General features: G+C 30.9%; 17 protein-coding genes. 16 read left to right on the plus strand and 1 reads right to left on the minus strand.

Annotation, left to right across the window (positions count from 1 at the left end; genetic code table 4):
- The first annotated feature begins 116 nt into the window (after positions 1 to 116).
- The 11 genes from secA to AAHM92_RS00340 all read left to right on the plus strand — a co-directional run bounded on the left by secA (position 117) and on the right by AAHM92_RS00340 (position 15,629).
- The gene (secA, locus tag AAHM92_RS00290) at positions 117 to 3,038 is read left to right on the plus strand and encodes a preprotein translocase subunit SecA (protein WP_500222494.1); all 2,922 of its coding nucleotides are present in this window, start codon (positions 117 to 119) and stop codon (positions 3,036 to 3,038) included.
- Positions 3,039 to 3,123: 85 nt separating this feature from the next.
- Positions 3,124 to 5,100: an excinuclease ABC subunit UvrB gene (gene uvrB, locus AAHM92_RS00295; protein ID WP_500222496.1), complete on the plus strand. Its 1,977-nt coding sequence runs from the start codon at positions 3,124 to 3,126 to the stop codon at positions 5,098 to 5,100.
- A gap of 10 nt (positions 5,101 to 5,110) precedes the next feature.
- Positions 5,111 to 7,954 (plus strand): excinuclease ABC subunit UvrA, encoded by a 2,844-nt coding sequence (gene uvrA, locus AAHM92_RS00300; protein ID WP_500222498.1) that lies wholly within the window; start codon positions 5,111 to 5,113, stop codon positions 7,952 to 7,954.
- Positions 7,947 to 9,041: a Mur ligase family protein gene (locus AAHM92_RS00305; RefSeq protein WP_500222499.1), complete on the plus strand. Its 1,095-nt coding sequence runs from the start codon at positions 7,947 to 7,949 to the stop codon at positions 9,039 to 9,041. The genes uvrA and AAHM92_RS00305 overlap by 8 nt, the downstream gene beginning before the upstream one ends.
- Complete coding sequence (locus AAHM92_RS00310; protein ID WP_500222500.1) at positions 9,041 to 9,718, plus strand: folate family ECF transporter S component; 678 nt, start codon at positions 9,041 to 9,043, stop codon at positions 9,716 to 9,718. The genes AAHM92_RS00305 and AAHM92_RS00310 overlap by 1 nt, the downstream gene beginning before the upstream one ends.
- 64 nt (positions 9,719 to 9,782) lie before the next feature.
- Positions 9,783 to 10,712, plus strand: coding sequence for an HPr(Ser) kinase/phosphatase (hprK, locus tag AAHM92_RS00315; protein ID WP_500222502.1), 930 nt, complete (start codon positions 9,783 to 9,785; stop codon positions 10,710 to 10,712).
- Positions 10,705 to 12,075, plus strand: coding sequence for a prolipoprotein diacylglyceryl transferase family protein (locus AAHM92_RS00320; protein WP_500222503.1), 1,371 nt, complete (start codon positions 10,705 to 10,707; stop codon positions 12,073 to 12,075). The genes hprK and AAHM92_RS00320 overlap by 8 nt, the downstream gene beginning before the upstream one ends.
- A complete protein-coding gene (gene trxB, locus AAHM92_RS00325; protein ID WP_500222505.1) occupies positions 12,059 to 12,991 on the plus strand; it encodes a thioredoxin-disulfide reductase in 933 nt (310 codons plus the stop codon). Before AAHM92_RS00320 ends, trxB begins: the two co-directional genes overlap by 17 nt.
- Positions 12,992 to 13,127: 136 nt before the next feature.
- Positions 13,128 to 14,450 carry a prolipoprotein diacylglyceryl transferase gene (locus AAHM92_RS00330; RefSeq protein ID WP_500222506.1) on the plus strand — a complete coding sequence of 441 codons (1,323 nt, stop codon included), beginning with the start codon at positions 13,128 to 13,130 and terminating at the stop codon, positions 14,448 to 14,450.
- A gap of 22 nt (positions 14,451 to 14,472) precedes the next feature.
- Positions 14,473 to 15,408: a DNA-binding protein WhiA gene (gene whiA / locus AAHM92_RS00335; protein WP_500222508.1), complete on the plus strand. Its 936-nt coding sequence runs from the start codon at positions 14,473 to 14,475 to the stop codon at positions 15,406 to 15,408.
- 2 nt (positions 15,409 to 15,410) lie between these two features.
- On the plus strand, positions 15,411 to 15,629 hold the full coding sequence (locus tag AAHM92_RS00340; protein WP_023788849.1) for a helix-turn-helix domain-containing protein: 219 nt from the start codon (positions 15,411 to 15,413) through the stop codon (positions 15,627 to 15,629).
- Between the two features lie 83 nt (positions 15,630 to 15,712).
- Here AAHM92_RS00340 and AAHM92_RS00345 read toward each other — a convergent pair whose 3' ends face one another.
- Positions 15,713 to 16,108 carry a rhodanese-like domain-containing protein gene (locus tag AAHM92_RS00345; RefSeq protein WP_023788850.1) on the minus strand — a complete coding sequence of 132 codons (396 nt, stop codon included), beginning with the start codon at positions 16,106 to 16,108 and terminating at the stop codon, positions 15,713 to 15,715.
- A gap of 211 nt (positions 16,109 to 16,319) precedes the next feature.
- Between AAHM92_RS00345 and secG the strand changes: the two genes are divergently transcribed.
- The 5 genes from secG (at position 16,320) to AAHM92_RS00370 (ending at position 21,709) form a co-directional block, all read left to right on the plus strand.
- A complete protein-coding gene (gene secG / locus AAHM92_RS00350; RefSeq protein ID WP_023788851.1) occupies positions 16,320 to 16,613 on the plus strand; it encodes a preprotein translocase subunit SecG in 294 nt (97 codons plus the stop codon).
- Positions 16,614 to 16,646: 33 nt separating this feature from the next.
- Positions 16,647 to 18,743, plus strand: a complete 2,097-nt coding sequence (rnr, locus tag AAHM92_RS00355) for a ribonuclease R (RefSeq protein WP_500222510.1) — start codon at positions 16,647 to 16,649, stop codon at positions 18,741 to 18,743.
- Positions 18,744 to 18,754: 11 nt separating this feature from the next.
- Entirely contained in the window at positions 18,755 to 19,201 is a 447-nt protein-coding gene (gene smpB / locus AAHM92_RS00360) for an SsrA-binding protein SmpB (RefSeq protein ID WP_023788853.1), read from the plus strand.
- A 13-nt stretch (positions 19,202 to 19,214) separates the two neighbouring features.
- A complete protein-coding gene (locus tag AAHM92_RS00365) occupies positions 19,215 to 19,463 on the plus strand; it encodes a hypothetical protein (RefSeq protein WP_023788854.1) in 249 nt (82 codons plus the stop codon).
- Between the two features lie 443 nt (positions 19,464 to 19,906).
- Positions 19,907 to 21,709 (plus strand): PTS transporter subunit EIIC, encoded by a 1,803-nt coding sequence (locus AAHM92_RS00370; RefSeq protein ID WP_500222512.1) that lies wholly within the window; start codon positions 19,907 to 19,909, stop codon positions 21,707 to 21,709.
- Positions 21,710 to 21,865: the final 156 nt, after the last annotated feature.

A 21,865-nucleotide genomic window follows, 5' to 3' on the forward strand; every position in this document is an offset into this window, starting at 1 on the left:
CCTTTGTAAGTTATTTTGCAAGAAAAAGGTTGAATTAAAATAGTAACTATTTTAAAAAAAAGTTATAATTACTTTGTTATTGGTTTAATATTATCTAACAAAAAAAGGAGATACCTATGGCTAGAGACAAGGTTATAATAAAGAAACACGGTAAAATAGCCGATCAAATAATTTCTTTACAAGAAAAATTTGAAAAACTTTCTGATGAGCAACTTAAGGAAAAAACTTTAGAATTTAGAGAAAGATTGCAAAACAACGAAACTCTTGATGATTTATTAGTAGAGGCCTATGCAACTGTCAGAGAAGCTGCATACAGAGTTCTTGGATTAAGGGCATACAAAGTTCAACTTATTGGAGGTATCATATTACACGAAGGTGACATCGCAGAGATGAGAACCGGTGAAGGTAAGACTTTAACCGGATTGTTTCCAGCATATTTAAATGCTCTTACAGGTGAAGGAGTACATGTTGTTACAGTTAACGAGTACCTTTCAAAAAGAGATAGTGAAATTAATGGACAAGTTTACAATTTCTTAGGATTAACTGTTGGTTTGAACGGAAGAGACCTTACAAAGGATATGAAAAGAGATGCCTATAGTCAAGACATCACATATACTACTAACTCAGAATTAGGTTTTGACTATCTAAGGGATAATATGGTATATTCATACTCTCAAAAAACCCAACGAAAACTTAATTATGCAATTATCGATGAGGCAGATTCTATCTTAATTGACGAAGCTAGAACGCCATTGATAATATCTGGTGGAAGCCAAAATAGGGTAAATATGTACAAGGCTGCAGACGCCCTAGCCAAAACACTTAAAGAACCCGCTGATGTCGAAATTGATTTGGAATCTAAACAAGTTTATTTGACTGATGAAGGAATTAAGAAAGCGCAAAAGTTTTTTAGTATAGACAACCTTTTTGATTTTAAAAATACTGAGGTTTTTCACTTAATTATGAATGCTTTGAAAGCCAACTTCACTTTTAAAGCTGAAATTGAATATACAGTCCAAGATAATGAAATAATTTTAATTGACCAGTTTACAGGAAGAACTATGCCAGGTAGAGCGTATAGTGATGGTTTACAACAAGCATTACAAGCTAAAGAAAATGTTGAAATAGAGGAAGAAACATCTACTTTAGCAACAATAACTTATCAAAACTTTTATAGACTTTATAGTAAGCTAGCGGGTATGACAGGTACTGCTAAAACCGAAGAAGAAGAGTTTATTAAAATTTATAATACAAGGGTTATTGTCTGTCCAACTAATAAACCAATTATCCGTAAGGATGAACCAGATCTTACTTTTGGTACAAAACACGCCAAATTTAAAAAATTGATAGTAGATATCAAAGAAATAAATGAAAAAGGAAGACCAATACTTATAGGTACTACAAGCGTTGAGTCATCAGAACAAGTTGCCCATTATCTTGATAAAGCTGGACTAAAGTTTGAAATGATTAATGCCAAAAATCACCATCGTGAAGCAGAAATAGTTGAAAAAGCTGGACAGTTTAAAGCAATAACCTTAGCTACTAACATGGCGGGTCGTGGTACTGATATTAAATTAACAGAGGAAACCAGACAATTGGGTGGTTTATATGTTATTGGAATAGAAAGAAATGAAGCTCGCCGTATTGATAATCAGTTAAGAGGACGTGCAGGTCGTCAAGGTGACCCTGGGGACTCAAAGTTTTATATATCGATGGAAGACGATCTTATGGTTCGTTTTACAGCACCAAAAGTTAGACAAATGTTTTTAAAACTAGGTGATGATCACATAGAATCTAAGATGTTTACAAGAGCAATCACTAACGCTCAAAAAAAACTTGAGGGTTTAAACTTTGATCAAAGAAAAAATGTTCTTGATTATGATAATATTTTGAGTCAACAAAGAGAAGCCATTTATGCTCAAAGAGATGACATTCTTTTACAACCAGATCTGAAAGTTGTTCTTGAAAAGTTTCAATACACAATTGCATATGAATTGGTAGATCGCAGTTCAGAACTTGTTCGTGGAGAAAAAACAGTTAGAATCAAAACTCTTATTAATCAATTAAATAATGTCTTTGTTATGGAAGATAGTTTAATAGAATCTGATTTCGATGGACTTGAAAAAAACGAAATGGCGAAGTTAGTTCAGAAAAAAATGATGGAGTTTTACATATTCAAAATTAAAGATGTACCAGAGAATGTAATTACCGAACTAGAACGTCGCACTATTTTGCAAGCTTTTGACAAATATTGAACAAGACACATCAACCTAGCTCAAAAACTAAGAAGTGGTATTTACTTGCAACAATATGCTCAAAACAACCCACTTCACCAATATGTTGAAGAATCTGCTAAGTTATTTAACAAGATGAAGATAGATATTGCAGAAGAAACTATCATAAACCTAAATACTTCTTTCTTCAAACAAAAAGAAGATGTGTCAGTTGAATTCGATCCAAACGAAGGTGAAAAGAAAGTTATCAACATTACCGAGACAGATATTGATGATATTCTGGCTGAAATTGGTATTACAAAAGAAAACTTCTCTCGTGATAGTGTTAATAAAAGGTTCACTGAGTTAAATAACGAGTTTAAAGATGACGAACAGACACTTCGCAAATTGAGTATTCAGTATGAAATTTTAAAAGGTCTTATGGATAAATTGGATTCTATGTTCGAAGATCAACAAAAAATCACTAAAGAATTGTCGCAGCAAGAATTAGACAAAATTGTATCTAAATTTGGATTATCTGGTAAAAAATTCACTCCGAACGATGTTAAAGAAGCTTTTGAAAGGTTATCTGAAGGTTTAGACGAGCAAGAACGAACTACTCTTTTAATGGAATCACAAATTGTTATGGCTATATCACTACAGCTTGAAAAACTTCTAAAAGAACAATCAAAATCAGGTGAGTTTGTTGTTACTGACGAGGATGGAAAAGTTAAAAAGGTATTCAAAACAAATAAGGATGGTTCTATTTCAGAAGACGACATAGAAGATACAGAAAAAGTACAAACTAAAACCAAAATTGGATAAATCCAAAATTGGTTTTATTTTTTTTATTAAAAATGGTAATATCTTTAAAATAAATCTAAAATAGGTTTATAAAGGAGTCTAATTTATGGCAAAAACATTTAAAGAATTTGACTTGGTAACAAACTTCAAACCGGGTGGAGACCAACCAAAAGCAATAGAAGCTTTAATAAATGGTTTGAAGGAAGGAAAAAAACATCAAGTTTTGTTAGGTGCAACTGGAACGGGTAAAACATTTACAATGGCAAATATCATCAAAGAAATGAATAAACCCACATTAGTATTAGCTCACAATAAAACATTAGCTATGCAGTTATATATAGAGTTCAAAGAGTTATTTCCAAATAATAGAGTAGAATATTTTGTATCAAACTTTGACTTTTATCAACCAGAGGCTTACATACCTTCAAGAGATTTATATATTGATAAGGATGCTAAAAGAAATAATGATTTAGAGATGATGCGATTAAGCACTATGAATGCTTTAATGCTTAGAACAGACACAATTGTTGTTGCATCTGTCGCTGCAATTTATGCCACACAAGATCCAAAAGAGTATGGTGAGGTTTTTTTTGAGTTAGCAGTTGGTCAATCTATTTCTAAAAAACAGTTATTAACATTTTTAGTTCAGACTGGTTATGTAAGAAATGAGACCCACTTAGATATGGGTTGTTTTAGCGCCAAAGGCGATGTAATTAAAATTGCTCCAAGTTGGACAGATGATTATAATATTAGAATATCAATGTTTGGAAATGAAATTGAAGCAATTGATATTCTTGATGTTTTAAACAATACTGTTAAAGAAAGTTTGAGAATGTTCACAGTATTTCCGGCTTCGTCATATGTAACAGATTTTGATAAGATGAAACTTGTCATTAAAAACATTGAAAAAGAACTTGAAGGTCGTGTAAAGGAGTTACTTGATCAAGGAAAAGTTTTAGAAGCAGATCGTCTAGATAAAAGAACAAGATACGATTTAGAACTGCTTAGTGAATTTGGAATGTGTAGTGGTATTGAAAACTATTCTGCGCATATTGACTTTAGAGCACCAGGAACACCTCCGTATAGTTTGGTAGATTATTTTGGAGAAGATTTCTTAACCATTATAGATGAGTCGCATATGATGATTCCTCAAATAAAAGGGATGTTTAATACAGACAGAAGTAGAAAAGAAACATTAGTAAATCACGGTTTTAGATTACCAAGTGCATTGGATAATAGGCCCTTGAACTTTGAAGAGTTCACTGGAAAACTCCAAAGCGTAATTTACACTTCAGCTACTCCTGGTGATTATGAGTTAGAATTAACAAATGGGGTAGTTACTGAACAAATTATTAGACCAACGGGACTAGTAGACCCTGTCATCGAAGTTTGACCAACCACAAATCAAATGGAAAATATAATTACAGAAATACATAAAGTATCTGCTAAGAAACAAAAAGTGTTCATAACTTCTCTTACAATAAAACAGTCCGAAGACATTACCTCGTTTTTACAAGATAGAAATATTAAAGTGGCATATCTTCACTCTGAACTTAAAACTTTAGAAAGAAATCAAGTGCTTTTAGATCTTCGAAAAGGAGTTTACGATGTTATTGTTGGTGTCAATTTACTAAGAGAAGGATTAGACATACCTGAAGTTAGTCTTGTGTGTATTTTAGACGCAGACAAACAAGGATTTTTGAGAAACACAAGAAGTTTGATACAAACAGTTGGTAGAGCTGCACGTAACTCAGAAGGTAGAGTTATATTTTTTGCAGATAAAATCTCACAAGCCATGGAAGAGGCTATGCAAGAGACAAAAAGAAGAAGAGATAAACAAATCGCTTTTAACAAGGCCAATAATATTGTGCCTCAAACAATTGTAAAAAAAATAAGTGATATTGGTTCTTCTGTAAATATAAGAAACAAAATTAAAGAGCTTAAAGGAAAAAATAGTAAAGAAAAAGCCGAAGAAAAAATTATTGCTGACCTTAGAAAAGAAATGCTTTTGGCAGCAAAAGAACAAAATTATGAAAAAGCAGCAGAATTAAGAGATATAATCTTAGAACTACAAGCTTTATAGGAGAAATAAAATGGCAAATAACAAACTGATAATAAAAGGTGCTAGGGAACACAACCTTAAAAATATTGATATAGAATTACCAAAAGAGAAATTAATAGTTTTTACCGGTTTATCTGGAAGTGGAAAGTCTTCACTTGCTTTTAATACTATTTATGCAGAAGGAGAAAGAAGATATATAGAATCATTATCTTCATTCTCTAGACAATTTTTGAAGTCAGTGGAAAAACCAGATGTTGATGATATAGAAGGACTAAGTCCAGCAATCTCAATTGATCAAAAAACCACTAGTCATAACCCGCGTTCTACAGTTGGAACAACTACTGAAATACACGATCACTTAAGACTACTTTATGCAAATGTTGGAACTCCATATTGTATTAACGGTCATGGTCCAATTCAAACTTCTTCAATCAAAGAAATAATCGATACTTTAAAAAAAGAAACAAGTGATCATGAACAATTCTTTATTTTGGCACCCGTAGTTAGAGATAAAAAAGGAACACACAAAGACTTATTCTTGAAACTAAATAAAGAAGGATTTATTAGAGCGCTAGTTAATGGCAAAATCAGAAACTTAGACGAAGACATAGAACTAGAACAAAATAAAAGACATAACATAGATATTGTGGTAGATAGATTAATTTATCAAGAAGATGATGAAGATTTGCAATCAAGAATATATGCTGCAATTGAGGTCGGTCTTTCTTATTCTAATGGTTTAATAAAAATACAATATCCTAAAAGAAATGATGAAACCCGTCTATTCTCAACTAAGTATTCTTGCAGTGAGTGTGGATTTATAATACCAAATCTTGAAGCAAACCTATTTTCTTTTAACAAAAAAAATGGAGCTTGTGAAGTCTGCTCTGGTTTGGGAGTTAACTTAGAAGCTGACCCGAGCCTGATTATTCCTGATGACAACTTATCTATCAGATCAGGAGGTATTCTTTATTATAAAAATCTAGTAGACAGTCAAAACATAGAATGACAAAAGTTTAAATCTTTATGTAATTACTACTTAATAGATTTGAACCAACCCATTAACACTTTATCTGCAAAACAAATGAAAGTCATATTATGGGGTAGTGAAGAACCAATCGAAACAAAAATAACAACTTCAAGCGGTAATGTCTATAATGCCTTCGATTATATTGAGGGAGTTGGAAGCTTAATTGAAAGAAGATTTATTGAAACTAGTTCTGAAGAAAACAGAAAATATTATGGAAAATACATGGTATCAAAAGAGTGTAAAGCTTGTCAAGGACAACGTTTAAACCCAATTGCATTGAGTGTAAAATTAAATGGATTAAACATTGCTGAGTTTGTGAATTTAACCATCGAGGAAGAACTTAACTTTTTATTAAATTTAAAACTTACTGAACAACAAGAAAAAATAGCAAGCCTAGTCCTTCAACAACTTTTATCTAGGATAAGTTTTTTAAACGAAGTCGGTCTAAACTATTTAACACTTTCTAGAAGTGCAACCACTTTATCTGGTGGAGAGGCACAAAGAATTCGTTTAGCTAAACAACTTGGTTCGAAGCTGTCGGGGGTCCTATATGTTTTGGATGAACCTTCTATAGGATTGCACCAAAGAGATAACGACAAATTAATCAATACTTTGAAAAAGCTAAGAGATTTAGGGAATACCCTTATAGTTGTTGAACATGATGAAGATACTATGAAAGAAGCTGATTGAATTGTTGACATTGGCCCAGGAGCAGGGACACGCGGTGGAGAAGTAATGGCCCAGGGAACATACGAAGATATTTGTAAAAATGAAAACTCGATAACTGGACAATATTTATCTAAAAAATTATCTATACCAACACCAAAAAAACGTAGAGGTGGAAATGGGAAGAAGTTAGAGATTCTCGAAGTTACAGAAAACAACTTAAAAAAAATTGATGTGACCATACCACTTGGTAAGTTTGTAACTATTACTGGAGTAAGTGGTAGTGGTAAATCAACATTAGTTGAAGAGGTAATATACAAAGGTCTCCGCAAGGAAATAAACAATGAATTAATTAGACCTGGTAAGTACAAAAAAATGAAGGGTCACGAGAATATCGACAAAATAATTTATGTCTCACAAGACCCAATTGGTAAAACTCCTAGATCAAATCCAGCAACATATACATCTGTTTTTGATGATATTAGAGACCTTTTTGCGGAAGTCCCAGAAGCTAAAATTCGCGGATATAAAAAAGGAAGATTTAGTTTTAATGTACCAGGTGGAAGATGTGACACTTGCCAAGGTGATGGAGTTGTTAGAGTGGATATGCAGTTTCTTGGTTTTGTGGAAGTTATTTGTGAAACTTGTAACGGCCGTAGATATAATGAAGAAACTTTACAAGTTAAATACAAAAAGAAAAATGTACACGATGTATTAAATATGACAGTAGAAGAAGCTTATGAGTTTTTTGAAAACGTTCCAAAAATTAATCTTAAACTAAAAACAATACTTGACGTTGGTTTGGGTTACATTAAACTCGGACAAAATGCAACTACTTTGTCTGGGGGAGAGGCTCAGAGAGTTAAGTTATCTACTTTCTTGTTAAAAAAATCAACTGGAAAAACAATGTTCTTACTTGATGAACCAACAACGGGTCTTCATATAGATGATGTAAAGCGATTAATAAAGATTTTAAATATTTTAGTAGACCAAGGAAATACAGTTTTAACTATTGAACATAATTTAGACTTCATCAAGGTTTCTGATCATATAATTGATTTGGGACCGGATGGAGGTTCAGAAGGTGGGAACATTTTAGTAACAGGAACCCCTGAACAAGTTTGTTTGTCATCGGAAAGTTATACTGCCAAATACCTTAAGGCATACTTAAATGATTAGTGTAGATAAAAAACTTATCCCATTCAAGACTTATTTTCAAAGACAATATAACCTAAGTAAACTTTTGAATGATATTGGTAATCCACAAAATAAATTTGAGGTTGTAAATATTGTAGGCACCAATGGGAAGGGTTCAACAGCTAAGTTTATTTATGATAACTTAGTCGGTAAAATAGCTAACATCGGTCTTTTTACATCACCTGCATTTTTATTTCATAATGAGCGAATTAAGGTAAATGAAAATCCCATTACTGATAAACAATTAAAAGCAATCATCAAAAAATATAAAAAAATTTTTGCGAACTATAAGTTAACGTTTTTTGAAATTTGAACTTTCGTTGCAATAATTTATTTTACACATATGAATGTAGAACTAGCCATAATAGAAGCTGGCATTGGTGGTATTTTGGATTCCACTAATGTATTTCAAAACCAAAAAGCAGTCTGCATTACAACTATTGATTTAGATCACACAGAAGTTTTAGGGTCAAAAGTTGAAAACATAATTGAACAAAAAATAGGGATTGTCAAACCAAATGCAAAGGTTTTTATTAGCCACGACAACTTAAAATACAAAGATATAATATCGATGTATTGTAAGAATAATATAAATTATTGCGAGATTTTTCAAGGAGAACAAACATACCAAAAGTACAATAAAGGTTTGGCAAAAGAACTTGTTGAGTACTTAGGTTATTCTTTTACAAGTTATCTAGAACCTCCTTTAGGTAGATTGACCATCTTAAATAAAAATCCCTTGCTATTAATCGATGGATGTCATAATATCTCAGGGGCAAGAGAGTTGTCCAAAGAATGCAAAAAAATCCCAAACCTAACAATTTTGTTCGCTGCGATAAAAGGTAAAGAACAAAACGAAATGATAGAAGTTTTAGAAAAAAGCTGTGATAAACTTTTTGTTACAACATTCAAACATTTCAAAAGTTGGGACATAAATAAAGTTGATCATCCGAATAGGGTCAAGAACTGAAAAAAGTTTTTAAGAAAAAATAAAGATAAAAGTATCCTTATATGTGGAAGTTTATATTTCATTCCATTAATATATAAGTGGTTTTTAAGGAGAAAATAATGAATTTTTACATTTTGACGAATATTATAGGTATTATTGGTGTTTGTGCCACCTTAATAATTGCACTAGCAATGGAAAAGTTTACATTTAAAAAAATAAGTGTTAAGCACTTAACTGTCATATCAACTTTTGGCGCTTGTTCTGTTGTATTAACGAATATACTTGGTTACAATATTCCGATATTAGGAAATATTAGATTAGCTTTTGGTGATTGAATTATATTCTTTTTAGGAATGCTATTCGGACCAATTTGTGGTGTTATGTCTGGAATCTCGATAGATGTTGTGGGGTCAGTTATACCAAATAGTTTTGGATACCACGCGGGTTACATGTTTAACAAATCTGTTTTAGGATTACTGGGTGCACTTGTATTCATTTTTAAAAAAGAAAAACATATACTTTTAAAAGTAATTTTACTTTATAGTATCGGATACGTACTACAAAGTCTTTTACTTAACCAGATATGGATGATGTCTTGAAAAGGAGAAGCAGCTTGAGTAGATTTGATAGGTAAATTGATAAAGTTACCAATAACTTTACCCATTTATATATCTGTGACATATTCAAGCTTCAGAATTATAAAACCATTACTTAATAAATGGACTATGGAGAATGTTTGGTGTTTTAGAAACAAAAACACACCTAATAGCTCATATTTAACTAGTGATAAACTTTAATGAGTTTAAAACTAGTTTTTTTTTATCCATAAATCTCGTTATAATAATTAAAGCGAGGTTACTTATGAAAAAACTAACACTTAAAAACTTAATAGAAAAGTTTGATTTAGAAGTATTGGCTGGTTTAGAAAAAATAGACAGTCAAGTAAAAGTTTATGGTCTTAATCGAGCAGGTTTGGAGTTAACTGGTTACTTTGAAGAAGGAGCTAAATCACACAGGCTTGTTCTAATGTCAACAAAAGAGTATAACTATATCATGAATTTTGATGTCAAAGAACGTGAAGGACGTTATCGAAAATTATTGATGAAGGATATTCCGGGAGTTATCATTACATCTAAGTTCACAGATGAAGTATTTTTTAATGTAGCAAAGGAATTGAATGTTCCTGTTTTAAGAACTTCAATTGAGTCTACAAGTGACTTTATGCACAACTCTCTAGATTATATGGATTATTTTTTCGCACCTAAAATAGAAATGCATGCTTCTTTTATGAATATATTTGGGAAAGGCGTTATATTCATTGGCGAGTCTGGAATCGGTAAATCTGAGATCGCAATGGACCTTGTTAAAAGTAATCATTTATTTGTTGGTGATGATAGGATTGTGGTGACAAAAAAATCCGGCTCTCTATTTGGGAGAAGCCATGAAATCTTAAAAAATTTAGTTGAAGTTCGCGGTATCGGTATAATTGATATTTCAAAAACAAATGGTTATCAAGTAATTATGGAGGAATCAACAGTTGATTTGGTTATTGAATTATCAGCATTTAAAAAAGATGGTGTTGATGATTCTGAAAGGTTAGGAAAAGATTTTCAAAGTTATAATATTTTAGGAGTTGATGTTCCCTACATAAAAATACCAGTTTCTTCTGGAAGAAATATTCCTAATATAATAGAAACAGCAGTTTCAAAATTAAAAATAACACAGAGCGGACTTTATAATGATGATGCTTCTCTATTAACGGAAAGAGTGATGGCTTTTACAGATGATTAATTTTTTAGCCGATGATCAAAGAAACACGTCAAATGAACTGTGAAATAACGGATCAGATTACTTATCTTTTATGTATCCTATACTTGTACTATGCGGGGTGCTTGTAACAATTATTGCCTCTGCAATCCAACTTAAAATAAGAAAAATACCACTTAAAGAGTTTATGAATTCTATTTATATAGTTATTCCAGCTGGTGTAATTGGAGGGTCTATATTTGGTAAGTTAGGTACAAATACTCCGATATATAAACTTATATTTATTTGAGAACCGGGACTAAGTATTTTTGGTGCTTTATTTGCTGGTGGAGCAGCGGGGTTTGTTTGATTTTGATATCAAAGACATCACACAAGAATCTCTATATGAGTTTATGCTGATTGTATTGTTCCAAATATATTATTAGGACAAGCAATAGGGCGATGAGGAAATTTATTCAATCATGAGATTTTAGGAAGGCAAACTGATATTTCAAAGTTTCAATGATTACCTGAGTGAATTTGAATGAGATTGTTTTACTTTGTTGACCCTTCAACGGGTCAAAAATTATCAAGCCTAAGCTATAACGAACCGCTATTTTTATTTGAATCGATTGCTACATTGATGACTTGATTTTTTATAACATTTTTTATCGCTAATCTGGGTAAAATTATTAGTAAAAAACCTTGGAATGTTAATCCTTTAGCATTTCCTTGTAAAAAATGAGTTTCAAAAAACTCGATTCAAGACTTTGACAACACTTATCAAAATATTATTTACAAGGTAAATGATAATGGTGAATATAAGTTATCAAAAAGACAAGCATGGTTAAAAGCTTATTTTGTGTATCAGGCAGATAGTCAAGAAGTTAAATCTGCTCAAAGTATTATCGACAATCACAAGCGTTCGTATTTACAAGCTTTAGATAAGTATAAAGGAATTAAACTTAAAAGAGATAATGAGATAAACGTAATTAAAAAAGAAATGTTTAAAAAACGATTATCTAAAAAAGAATTCAGATTTCGTAAAAATAATTTGAAAAAAGATTATTGAAAAATTTTGAAAGAGTTAAGATGAAAGAAAAGTAGAGTATTAAATTTCTTAACCTTGAACTCACAAGAACTATATAATATTAATAATAAGGATAAGTATTTTGTTATTCATTCTGGTGTATTATGCTCCACATATGTTATATTTTATTCTATAATTAGATTTATATTAGACACATCAAGAACAACCTATGAGTTGTCGTTCAAATGAAATCCCGTAATGAATTATCTTTCCTTAACAGGAATATTGATTCTGGGCTTCATAATGGTGATTTGCGCTCAGTTTATAGCGCCAAAAAAATGAAGGGAAGAAGGTTGGTTATATGAAAAATCATATTAAAACAGATTACGATTTGATTATAGCGGGTGCAGGTCCAGCTGGATTAACCGCTGCGCTTTACGCTTGTAGGGCTGGCTTGAATGTGCTAGTTTTAGAAAAGGAAGCACCAGGTGGAAAAGTTGTTAAAACTGGTGAAATTGAAAATTATCCTGGATTTAACTCTATTAATGGACCAGACCTAGCTTTCAAATTTTTTGATCAAGCAACTTCCATGGGTGCAAAATTTGAGTTTTCAGGATTGTTAGACTTCGAAAAACAAGATATTTTTACTGTTGAATTAGAAAATGGAAAAGAAATCACTTGCAAATCATTAATAATAGCAACTGGAACTAAAGAAAATTTATTAGGTGTACCAGGAGAAAAAGAACTTTATGGTAAAGGAGTTTCATATTGCGCTGTGTGTGACGGTAGCTTCTATAAAGATGTACCTGTTCTAGTTGTTGGCGGAGGATATTCTGCTATTGAAGAGGCTATATTTTTAACTAGATTTGCTTCAACAGTTTACATAGTGCATAGAAGTCAAAATTTTAGAGTTGATAATAAATCACTTGAAAAAGCTAAGAAAAATGAAAAAATCAAATTTATTCTAGATAGTGTTGTTGAAAGAATAAATGGTGATAACAAAGTGGAAAGTGTTGATGTTAAAAATCTCAAAACACAAAAAACCGAAAGTTTTGAAGTGAAAGGTATTTTCCCATTTATCGGTCAATATCCTGTTACAAGTTTCATTAGACACGAAGAAATCTTAAATGATCAAAGACACATAAAAAGTGACGAAAACATGAAAACGTTGATTGAAGGTTTATTTGTAGCAGGAGATGTTAGAAACACACCTTTCAGACAAATTGCGACCGCGGTAGCTGATGGAGCTTTAGCAGGACAAAATGCTGTATCATATATTGAAAATCTCGACTAAGGTCGTTTTTTTTCATAAAATTGAAAATAATTACACGAAAAAGTTCATTTATAAAATTTATATTTTAATTTTCATACTCTTGATAACAACGTATACAATTTATGTTAAAATTTTAAAGGTTAAGGAGTGTTTTTTAATGGAACAATGAACGACGGGTGACAAATTTCCAAATAACCCCAACATAAATCCGCAATGAACAATTCAAGGTGACTACGGTTTCTTACATGTTTATGCATTTACTATGACTTTGGGTGTTATTGTCACTATAGCCATATCCGCTTTTAAATTTTGGCGAAAAGGGCTTAGCTTACGTGAACTGTTGATAGGAGCTTGTTTGAGTGTACCTGCTGGTTTGTTTGGAGCTAGTTTCTTTGGTAAACTAAATGCCGACGGTTATGGTAAAAATGCAAATGGAGCTAGTTTCTTTGAACTATTTGCATTTTGAAAAGAAGGAATGTCGATTCATGGCGCATTATTTTTAGGAGGTTTTGTTGGTATATTAATCTTCTATATTTTAGGTCGTAAACAAAGAGTATCTGTCTTAGTTTACATGGATTGTATATTACCAAATATACTTATCGGACAAGCTATTGGAAGATGGGGAAACTTTTACAACCACGAAATTTTTGGAAAACCAGTCTGAGATGTATCTAGTCACAGTCCAAACCCCTTAAACTGACTACCTGAGTTTTTAAGAGTAAATACTCAATTTAAATACACAGGTAGTGGGGGTGAATTTATTAATGGCATTGAAATGATTAATGGTCATACTTATCAAATGCAACCAATTTTCTTTTACGAATCTATAGCTTTATTTTTAGCTTGGATTGTAATTACGGTGTTCATTCCCGGTATTGGTAGATGAATAAGTAAAAAACCATGAAATTTACATCCAGAAACTTACCAACTCGATTTAAAATATTCGTTTAAGCACGCTTTTACTTGAAAAAAAGACGCTGAAAAACAAACATACTTCGAAGTTTGAAAAAAAGCCTTTTATTCAAATAACAACGAACAAGCAATTAAAAAATATAAAGAAGAGATAACTAAATTGCAAGGAACTAATTCACTTGCAAATAAATGAAAAAAAGGAAAAATGTTAGTTGACGCTAACAATCCAGACAATTATAAAATAATTAAAGCAGGTGTTGAAGCTGGAGCATATTTCTTTTTGTGAAACTTAATTAGATTTGTATTAGAACTTGGTAGACCTAATGATCACTTGTTTTTAATTTATCTACCGACAGCTTCATATATAGCGGTTGGTTTGACTTCCTTATTTGGATTACTTTTTATGTTAGTGTCACAGTTTATTTTTCCTAACTTAATCAGGACCCCTGGTTATGTTTATGAAAAGGAATATTTTTATACTGAGGAGATTATTGATAAAATGACCTCTCAAGAGAGTAAATTAAAAAAAGTTTTAACAAAAGTAATAAGTAAAAAGAAAAGCAAGTAGGGTGATTTAAATGTCTTTTGCAATGAAAGTGAAAGAAGAAATCTTAGAACACACTTTTAGTAAAGAGCAAACCATCATGCTACTTTCGGGCTTCATAAAATATAATGGAGAACTTATTTCTTTAAATGAAAACACAGTCTTGAAACTTTTTTCGTATTCTAATAATGTTATTCGAAAGATATATGCTTTAATTAAAGAAATATATGTTGGTAACATAGAAGTATCCATTATTGATTCGAAAAAATTAAAGAGAAAAAAAATTTATCAATTATTATTAACAACTAACGTTATCAATTTTTTAGCAAAGTATAACATCTATGATATAAAAAAATCTAAAAATCATATTGAAATATATTTAAACTCGGATGAAACCGAAAATTATGGTCTTACGAGAGCCTATATTTCGGGTGTGTTTATTGCTGTTGGAAGTGTTAACTCTCCACAAACAACAAATTATCATGTTGAACTACAAACAAAAGAACCGGAATCAGCTAAATATCTTTGCGATCTTTTAAACCAATTTGATTTTGGTTTTAAAGTTACTACAAGAAAAAAGAAATTTGTATGTTATGCAAAAAAGTCACTTGTAGTATCTGATTTTCTCAAGTTTGTAGACGCCGCAAAGGCCGTGTTAATGTTTGAAAATACTAGAATAAGTCGGGATGTAAATAACAATGTTAACAGAATGTTAAATATTGAAATTTATAATCAACAAAAAACTTATAACGCTGGAATCAAACAAGTAAGGCAGATATCACACATTATGGAAAAAAACATGTTTGACGAATTATCTAAAAAGGCACAAGTGTTAGCACAAGTGCGTTTGGAAAATCCGGAAGCAACCTTCTCTGAACTCGGTGAAATTCTGAACGAAGAGAAGAATGTAAAAATTACCAAGTCGGGAATTAGTAATCTTTTTAAAATTATTGAAAGGTTGTCAGAAAGCATTGGTGAATAGATATGGAAAAAAACAACATAATCTTTATATTTAGTCAAAATATGAAAGAACTAAGAGTAAAAGCAAACATGACTCAAGAAGAATTAGGGTTTAAATCTAAGTTACATAGAAACTACATTTCAGATACCGAAAGAGGTAAAAGAAATGTATCTCTTAAAGCAATTGAAAAAATTGCTGAGGGATTAGGTGTTAATGCTATTGAATTATTTAAAGGTTTCTAAATATTTAGAAAACAAAAAAACATTTTTTGAAAACTCAAAAAATGTTTTTTTTGCCTAATTTATATTTTTTATTAATTTGCGAATTAGTAAATAACAACTTCTGTAAAATTTTCAAACAAAGGGTTATTTCTAATGTCATCATAATTACCGTACAATAAATAAGATTTGAATCCTTTGGATTTTAATGTTTTATAAATTGTTAAATGACTTCTATAATTATTGTCTAATATTAAAATTTTCGAGTCTTTGTTTATTTTCTTAAAATATTTATAATTAAAAGTTGTGACAGGGATGTTAATGGAACCTTTTAAATGATGTTCCGAAAAAGATAGACTATTTCTAATATCGACAATTTGTCATTTTGGGTTATCAATTATGTTTATCAATTTTTTTATACTTTTCGTTCTAAATTTTTTCTTGAAATGATTTGTCTTTAAAAATCTAGAGAAAAACTTTATAACATAATCTAATCACTGCATAATCTCACCGTTATGATTATACTATTCATTCTTATATTTTTGAGGTCTGAGAAAAACTTTTAATTATTTTTTTAACTACCTTTTAAAGCGATTGGTATAAGAATGCCAATCATTAAGAACAAATAAATTGTGTCTTTGTACTTTTACACATTCTTTTTTAGAAAAAGTATGAGAAAATATAGTAATATTATATTGAATTGGAGGCGAAAGTGTGTTAGAAATATTGGCAAGCACATCACAAAGACAACTTGGTAACCAAGTGATATTTGTTTTTGAAATACTAGGCTTAGTGGTCTCGTTCTTGATGATTATGGTTGGACTTATCCAAAATAAAACATCTCAAACAGGCTTAAGTGCACTGAATGGTGGAAATGATGAATTATTTTCTAACTCAAAGGAAAGAGGAACAGATAAAACAATGTCCCTTTGAATGTTTGGGTTGGGAGCTTCACTATTTGTTATTACAATAGTTATAGGTATAATTACAAACACTGTTCTTAAATAATGGTGTTTTTTTATTAGAAAGAAAAGAGTTAATATGAAAGATCTAATTATGAAGGCTATTGGAGTTGATAATAAAACTCACATCAATAACCTTTTACAAAAGTTAAACAAGGATTACGAGGAAATTTCAAGTAATTTAAAGGAGCTTCAACAAGGTTATAAAATAGGTTGGACAAAAGAAAACGTAATTTATTATATTGGTGCTAAATATAAGCTTGGTGTGATAAAAATAAATGATAAAGGTTTTGGATTTGTCAAAGATATGAATGAAGTTTGTGATGATTATTTTGTGCCTCCGATGAGTTTGAATGGTTCAATCTCCACTGATGAAGTAGTTTTTACTTTGGAAAAAGAAAATGATGACAGATTTAGAGCCAATATTGAAGACATAAGTTGTAGGACAAAAACCTCCTTAGTTGGTGAAATACAACCCAGCAAAGACGGGAGGTTTCTTGACTTTATATCTAATGAACCTGGTTTTAAAAACTACCGGATTGTTATGGTCAACCAAAAAGATTTTCACCTCAAAAAAGACATAATTGTAAAAGTAAAAATTCTAGATGTACGAGAAAAAAAACTATTTACTCGTATACAAAAAATTATTGGTGATGCTAATAAGGCGGTCGATAGAATAATTTCAATTGCCTATGAATATAATATTCATCCAGATTTTAATAAACAAACTCTTAGCAATGCAGATCAAGTAGCGGTACCTTTAAACTATGATGACCCTCAGATAAAAAGGCGTTTACCAAAAAGCTTGGTAGATAAAAATTTAGTTACAATCGATGGCGCAGACTCAAAAGATTTAGATGATGCAATTTATGTAGAGAAAGTAAAAGAAGGCTTCAAATTAATAGTAGCTATCGCTGATGTGAGTTATTATGTTACACCGTTTTCACCTTTAGACTCAACAGCATTATTTAGAGGTAACTCGGTATATTTAGCAAATAAAGTAATACCTATGTTGCCTGAAAAATTATCTAACGGTGTTTGTAGTTTAAACCCTTATGAAGATAAACTTTGTTTAGTAGCTGAAATGACTTTTGACAAAAATGGAAAAGTTTTAAATAGAGATGTCTATGAGTCAATTATGAACTCCAAAGCACGCCTTACTTATAAAGAAGTAAATGATTTTTATGCCACAGGTAAATTAGATCATAGCAAAGAAACAGCAAAAATGTTAGAAGTAGCGAAGGAATTACATGACCTCTTAGATATGGAACGATCAGTTCGAGGAGTAATAGAGTTCGATATACCAGAACCAAAAATAATCTTAGATAAAGATAGCAATGTAATTGATATAAAGCCAAGAGATAGAGGAATTAGTGAAAAGCTGATTGAGAATTTTATGGTGAGTGCAAATGAATGTGTGGCCACTATCATCTTTAAAAAAGAACTACCTTTCATTTATAGAAATCATGGTGTTCCAAAAGAAGAAAAGTTAATTGAATGACACTCCATAATAAAGGCTCTTGGTATAAATGTTAAGTTAGCAGAGTCTGATAAAGCAAATCCTAAAACTATCAATAAGGCTCTTAAAGAAATTGAAAAACAAATATCAGATCAAACCGAACGAGATGTAATAAACGTTACTTTACTTAAATTTATGGAAAAAGCACAATACGAGCTAGAAAATATTGGTCATTTTGGCTTAGCCAGCGATTGTTATACACACTTTACAAGTCCAATAAGAAGATATAGTGACCTTATGGTACATAGATTTTTAAAACAATATTTAGTAGAAAAAGATGTTAGAAGCTTTAAACAAGAACAGAATGAAAAATTTATTTTAAAGGCTTGTAATATAATAAATGATACAGAGAAAAACGCCGTTAATGCTGAAAGAGAAGTTAATAAAGTTTGTATGGCCGAGTTTTTAAAATCAAAAATCAATCAAGAGTTTGAAGGAATAATAGCAGCAGTACTTAAGTTTGGTTTATTTGTTCAACTTGAAAATTGTGTAGAGGGTTTAATTCACATATCTGAACTACCTGATTTCAAGTTTGATGAAAAAGCCAACATCCTTGTTGATAAACAGAATAAAATATTTAGGTTAGGTCAAAAAATAAAAATCAGAGTTAAAAACGCAGATATTAAAAAAAGAATAATCGATTTTGTTCTTGCTTAAAGGGGATTTTTATGGGTGAATTTGTAATATTAAAAAATAAAAGAGCTTATTTTGATTATGAAATCATCGAAAAATTAGAAGCGGGTATAGTGCTTACTGGCCCCGAAATTAAATCGATAAGAGCTAATGAAGTGTCGATAAACGAAGCGTTCATTTTGATTAGAAAAGGTCAAGTAGAATTATTGAATATGAATATAAAAAAATATGAATATGCAAATTTTGTAGTTCAGGAACCAACTAGAACAAGAGTTCTTCTGCTAAATAAATCAGAAATAAATAAATTACTCAAAAAAATAAAGCTCGAGAATCTTACACTAGTACCATTAAAACTTTATTTTAAAAACAGCTATGTCAAATTAGAAATTGGTTTAGCAAAGGGTAAAAAAAACTACGATAAACGTGAAACAATCAAAAAAAGAGATATAGAAAGAAGACTTAATAAAATAAAAAAAATTTAGTCGAGGTGACTCAATGTCTACTTATAAAATAATATATTTAAGCGCAGCATGTGCTTTTTACGCAATCACATTAATTTTATTCATAATATGATTAATATTAAAAATTAGAAAAAGATCAGAAGTTTCAGTTACACTCAAAAACACTCAAAAGGGAGGATTAGCGGGGTTATTGGACTTTACAAAAAGACATATATTAACATACTCAATCGTATTTTGTTTAACAATGGCGATTGCCTCAACCTTCTTAATGATTCAGGCCTAAACCTGTTTTTTTTTTTTTTTTGAAAACATGGTTTGAATACAAATTATAAGCAAAAGTTTTTATACAATTTTTTAAACAATCTGCTTTTATTGTGATATTTTTCGAATATTTAGAAACAATACACATCACAAAACACCAATATGCACACTAACAAGTCCTTTTTCCTTATTAAAGAAACTTTTTTATGTTGTCATTAGTTGAATCCTTCACTTATATGCGATAAGTTTGCCAAATTAAACATTTCTCAAAGTTAGAAGATTAAACCTTTAGTCAAAGATAACTTTATTGTGGTTGGTTTTAAAAAACACCTTGTAAATAAAGGGGTTTTTTAAACATATCAAAAAATTTCCCAATTTATGAAAATATGCAAAAAAAATTCCTTTTTCTTAAAAAAAAGAATAAAATAAATTTATGGTTATTAAACCTCTAGAAAGGATATAAATATGACAAAAAAAATAACAAAAGAGAATGTTAATGCTAAAACAGGTACTACTTGGTCTAGGTTTAGAGCAAGTACAGCAGCAACATTCTCAAAATTAAGTAAAGCCTTTTTGTTACCTATAGCATTGCTACCAATTGCTGGAGTTTTTCTTGGTGTTGGTGCAACTATAGCTAACGAAGCGGCGAAAGATTCGTTCCTATGATATTTAGGTACTACAATGAATAAAATGGGAGATGTTGCATTTGGTAACCTTCCTATTCTATTTTGTATAAGTGTTGCCATTGCTTATACTGAAGATTCAGGTGTTGCCGCAATTACAAGTGTTGTTGGTTTCTTGGTTCTTAATGGTATACAAGCAGCACTTATAACAACAAATGGTGTTGATACTATAACAAGTTATAAAATGTTATGGTATAAAGAAGTTCCAACAGGCTTGGTTACACAAAATGTTGGAATAACTTCTTTAAATACAGGGGTATTCGCAGCTATATTTGTTGGTGCAATCGCTGCCTTTATGTACAATAGATTTCATAAGACACAGCTACCACAATTTATAAGTTTTTTTTCTGGAAGTAAGTTAGTACCTATAATCACTTTCTTTGCTGTTATCCCATTATCATTCTTCTTCCTATTCATATGACCTCCAATAGGTCTAGGACTACAATGATTTGGTACAAATTCAGGTAAACTACCAGTTGGAGTAGATTCCCTAGTTTATGAAATTATTGAGCGTTCATTAGTTCCTTTTGGACTACATCACGTATTCTACGCTCCCTTGTGATGAACAAGTGCAGGGGGATCAATTAGTGGAGCATTACTAGAAAATCCAGATAAAATAATTGATTGAAGTAACCCTACATTCTATACAAATGGTTTACCTTGAACAACTAAAGATGTTTACAATTGAATAAATTCACAACCTGGTGGTGATGATTTCCTAAAAGCAATTGGAGATCAAACTATGATGTACAGAGTTATAGGTAATGATTTCGGAATAACATTTACTGATTTACAAAATCTAGGACTTAACTTAGGAAGATTCCAATCAGGTAAATTTGCATTTATGATGTTCGGTCTACCTTGTGCAGCTCTTGCCATGTGATTGAATGTTCCTAAAGAAAATAGAAAACAAGTAATGGGAATTTATTTCTCTGCAGCATTCACTTGCTTCCTAACAGGAATAACTGAACCAATTGAGTTTACATTCTTGTTCTTAGCACCTTGATTATTCTATGGTGTTCATATGCCATTAGCAGCAATTTCATTCATGCTAACCGGTTTGATGAAAGTGCACGTATCAATGACAGTTTCTGGGGGATTCATCGATTACATAGTGTTCGGTCTGATACCTTTAAAACTAGGAACTAATTGATATCACGCTTTATGAATAGGTGCAATAATGGCACCGGCATATTTCTTCTCATTCTTCTTTGCAGTGAAATATGCAAACGTAAAAGTTCCCGGTAGAGAAGGTGATGCTACATTATATACAAAAGCTGACTTCAAAGCTAAAAGCGGAAATGGTTCAAACCTTAAAGCCGAAGCTCAAATTGAAAAAGCTACTAAAATAATTGAGTATTTAGGTGGAGAAAGTAACATTACCGCTGTAGACTCTTGTGCTTCAAGATTAAGATTAACTGTGGTCGATGGCACAAAGGTTAACAAAGAGGGTATAATGTCACTCGGGGGATCAACTGGTATAATTATCAAAGGTTCTAGTGTCCACGTAGTTTATGGTGGAGAACAAGAAGTAATTAAACCAAATATGCGAGAGATCCTAGCTAAACAAAGGTCTTCTAAATAATAAAAAAATCTATGAGTATTCTCATAGATTTTTTTTATTCTTTTATACGTTTCTTGAATAATATATAATACTAAAAAGAGGTACTAACTTGAAACAAAAAATAAACCAGTTTAAAATAAACAACAAAGAAGTTTTAGCTACAATAATATTTTTATT

The organism is Spiroplasma endosymbiont of Melanargia galathea, assembly GCF_964031075.1.
Classification (GTDB): domain Bacteria; phylum Bacillota_I; class Bacilli_A; order Mycoplasmatales; family Mycoplasmataceae; genus Spiroplasma_A; species Spiroplasma_A apis.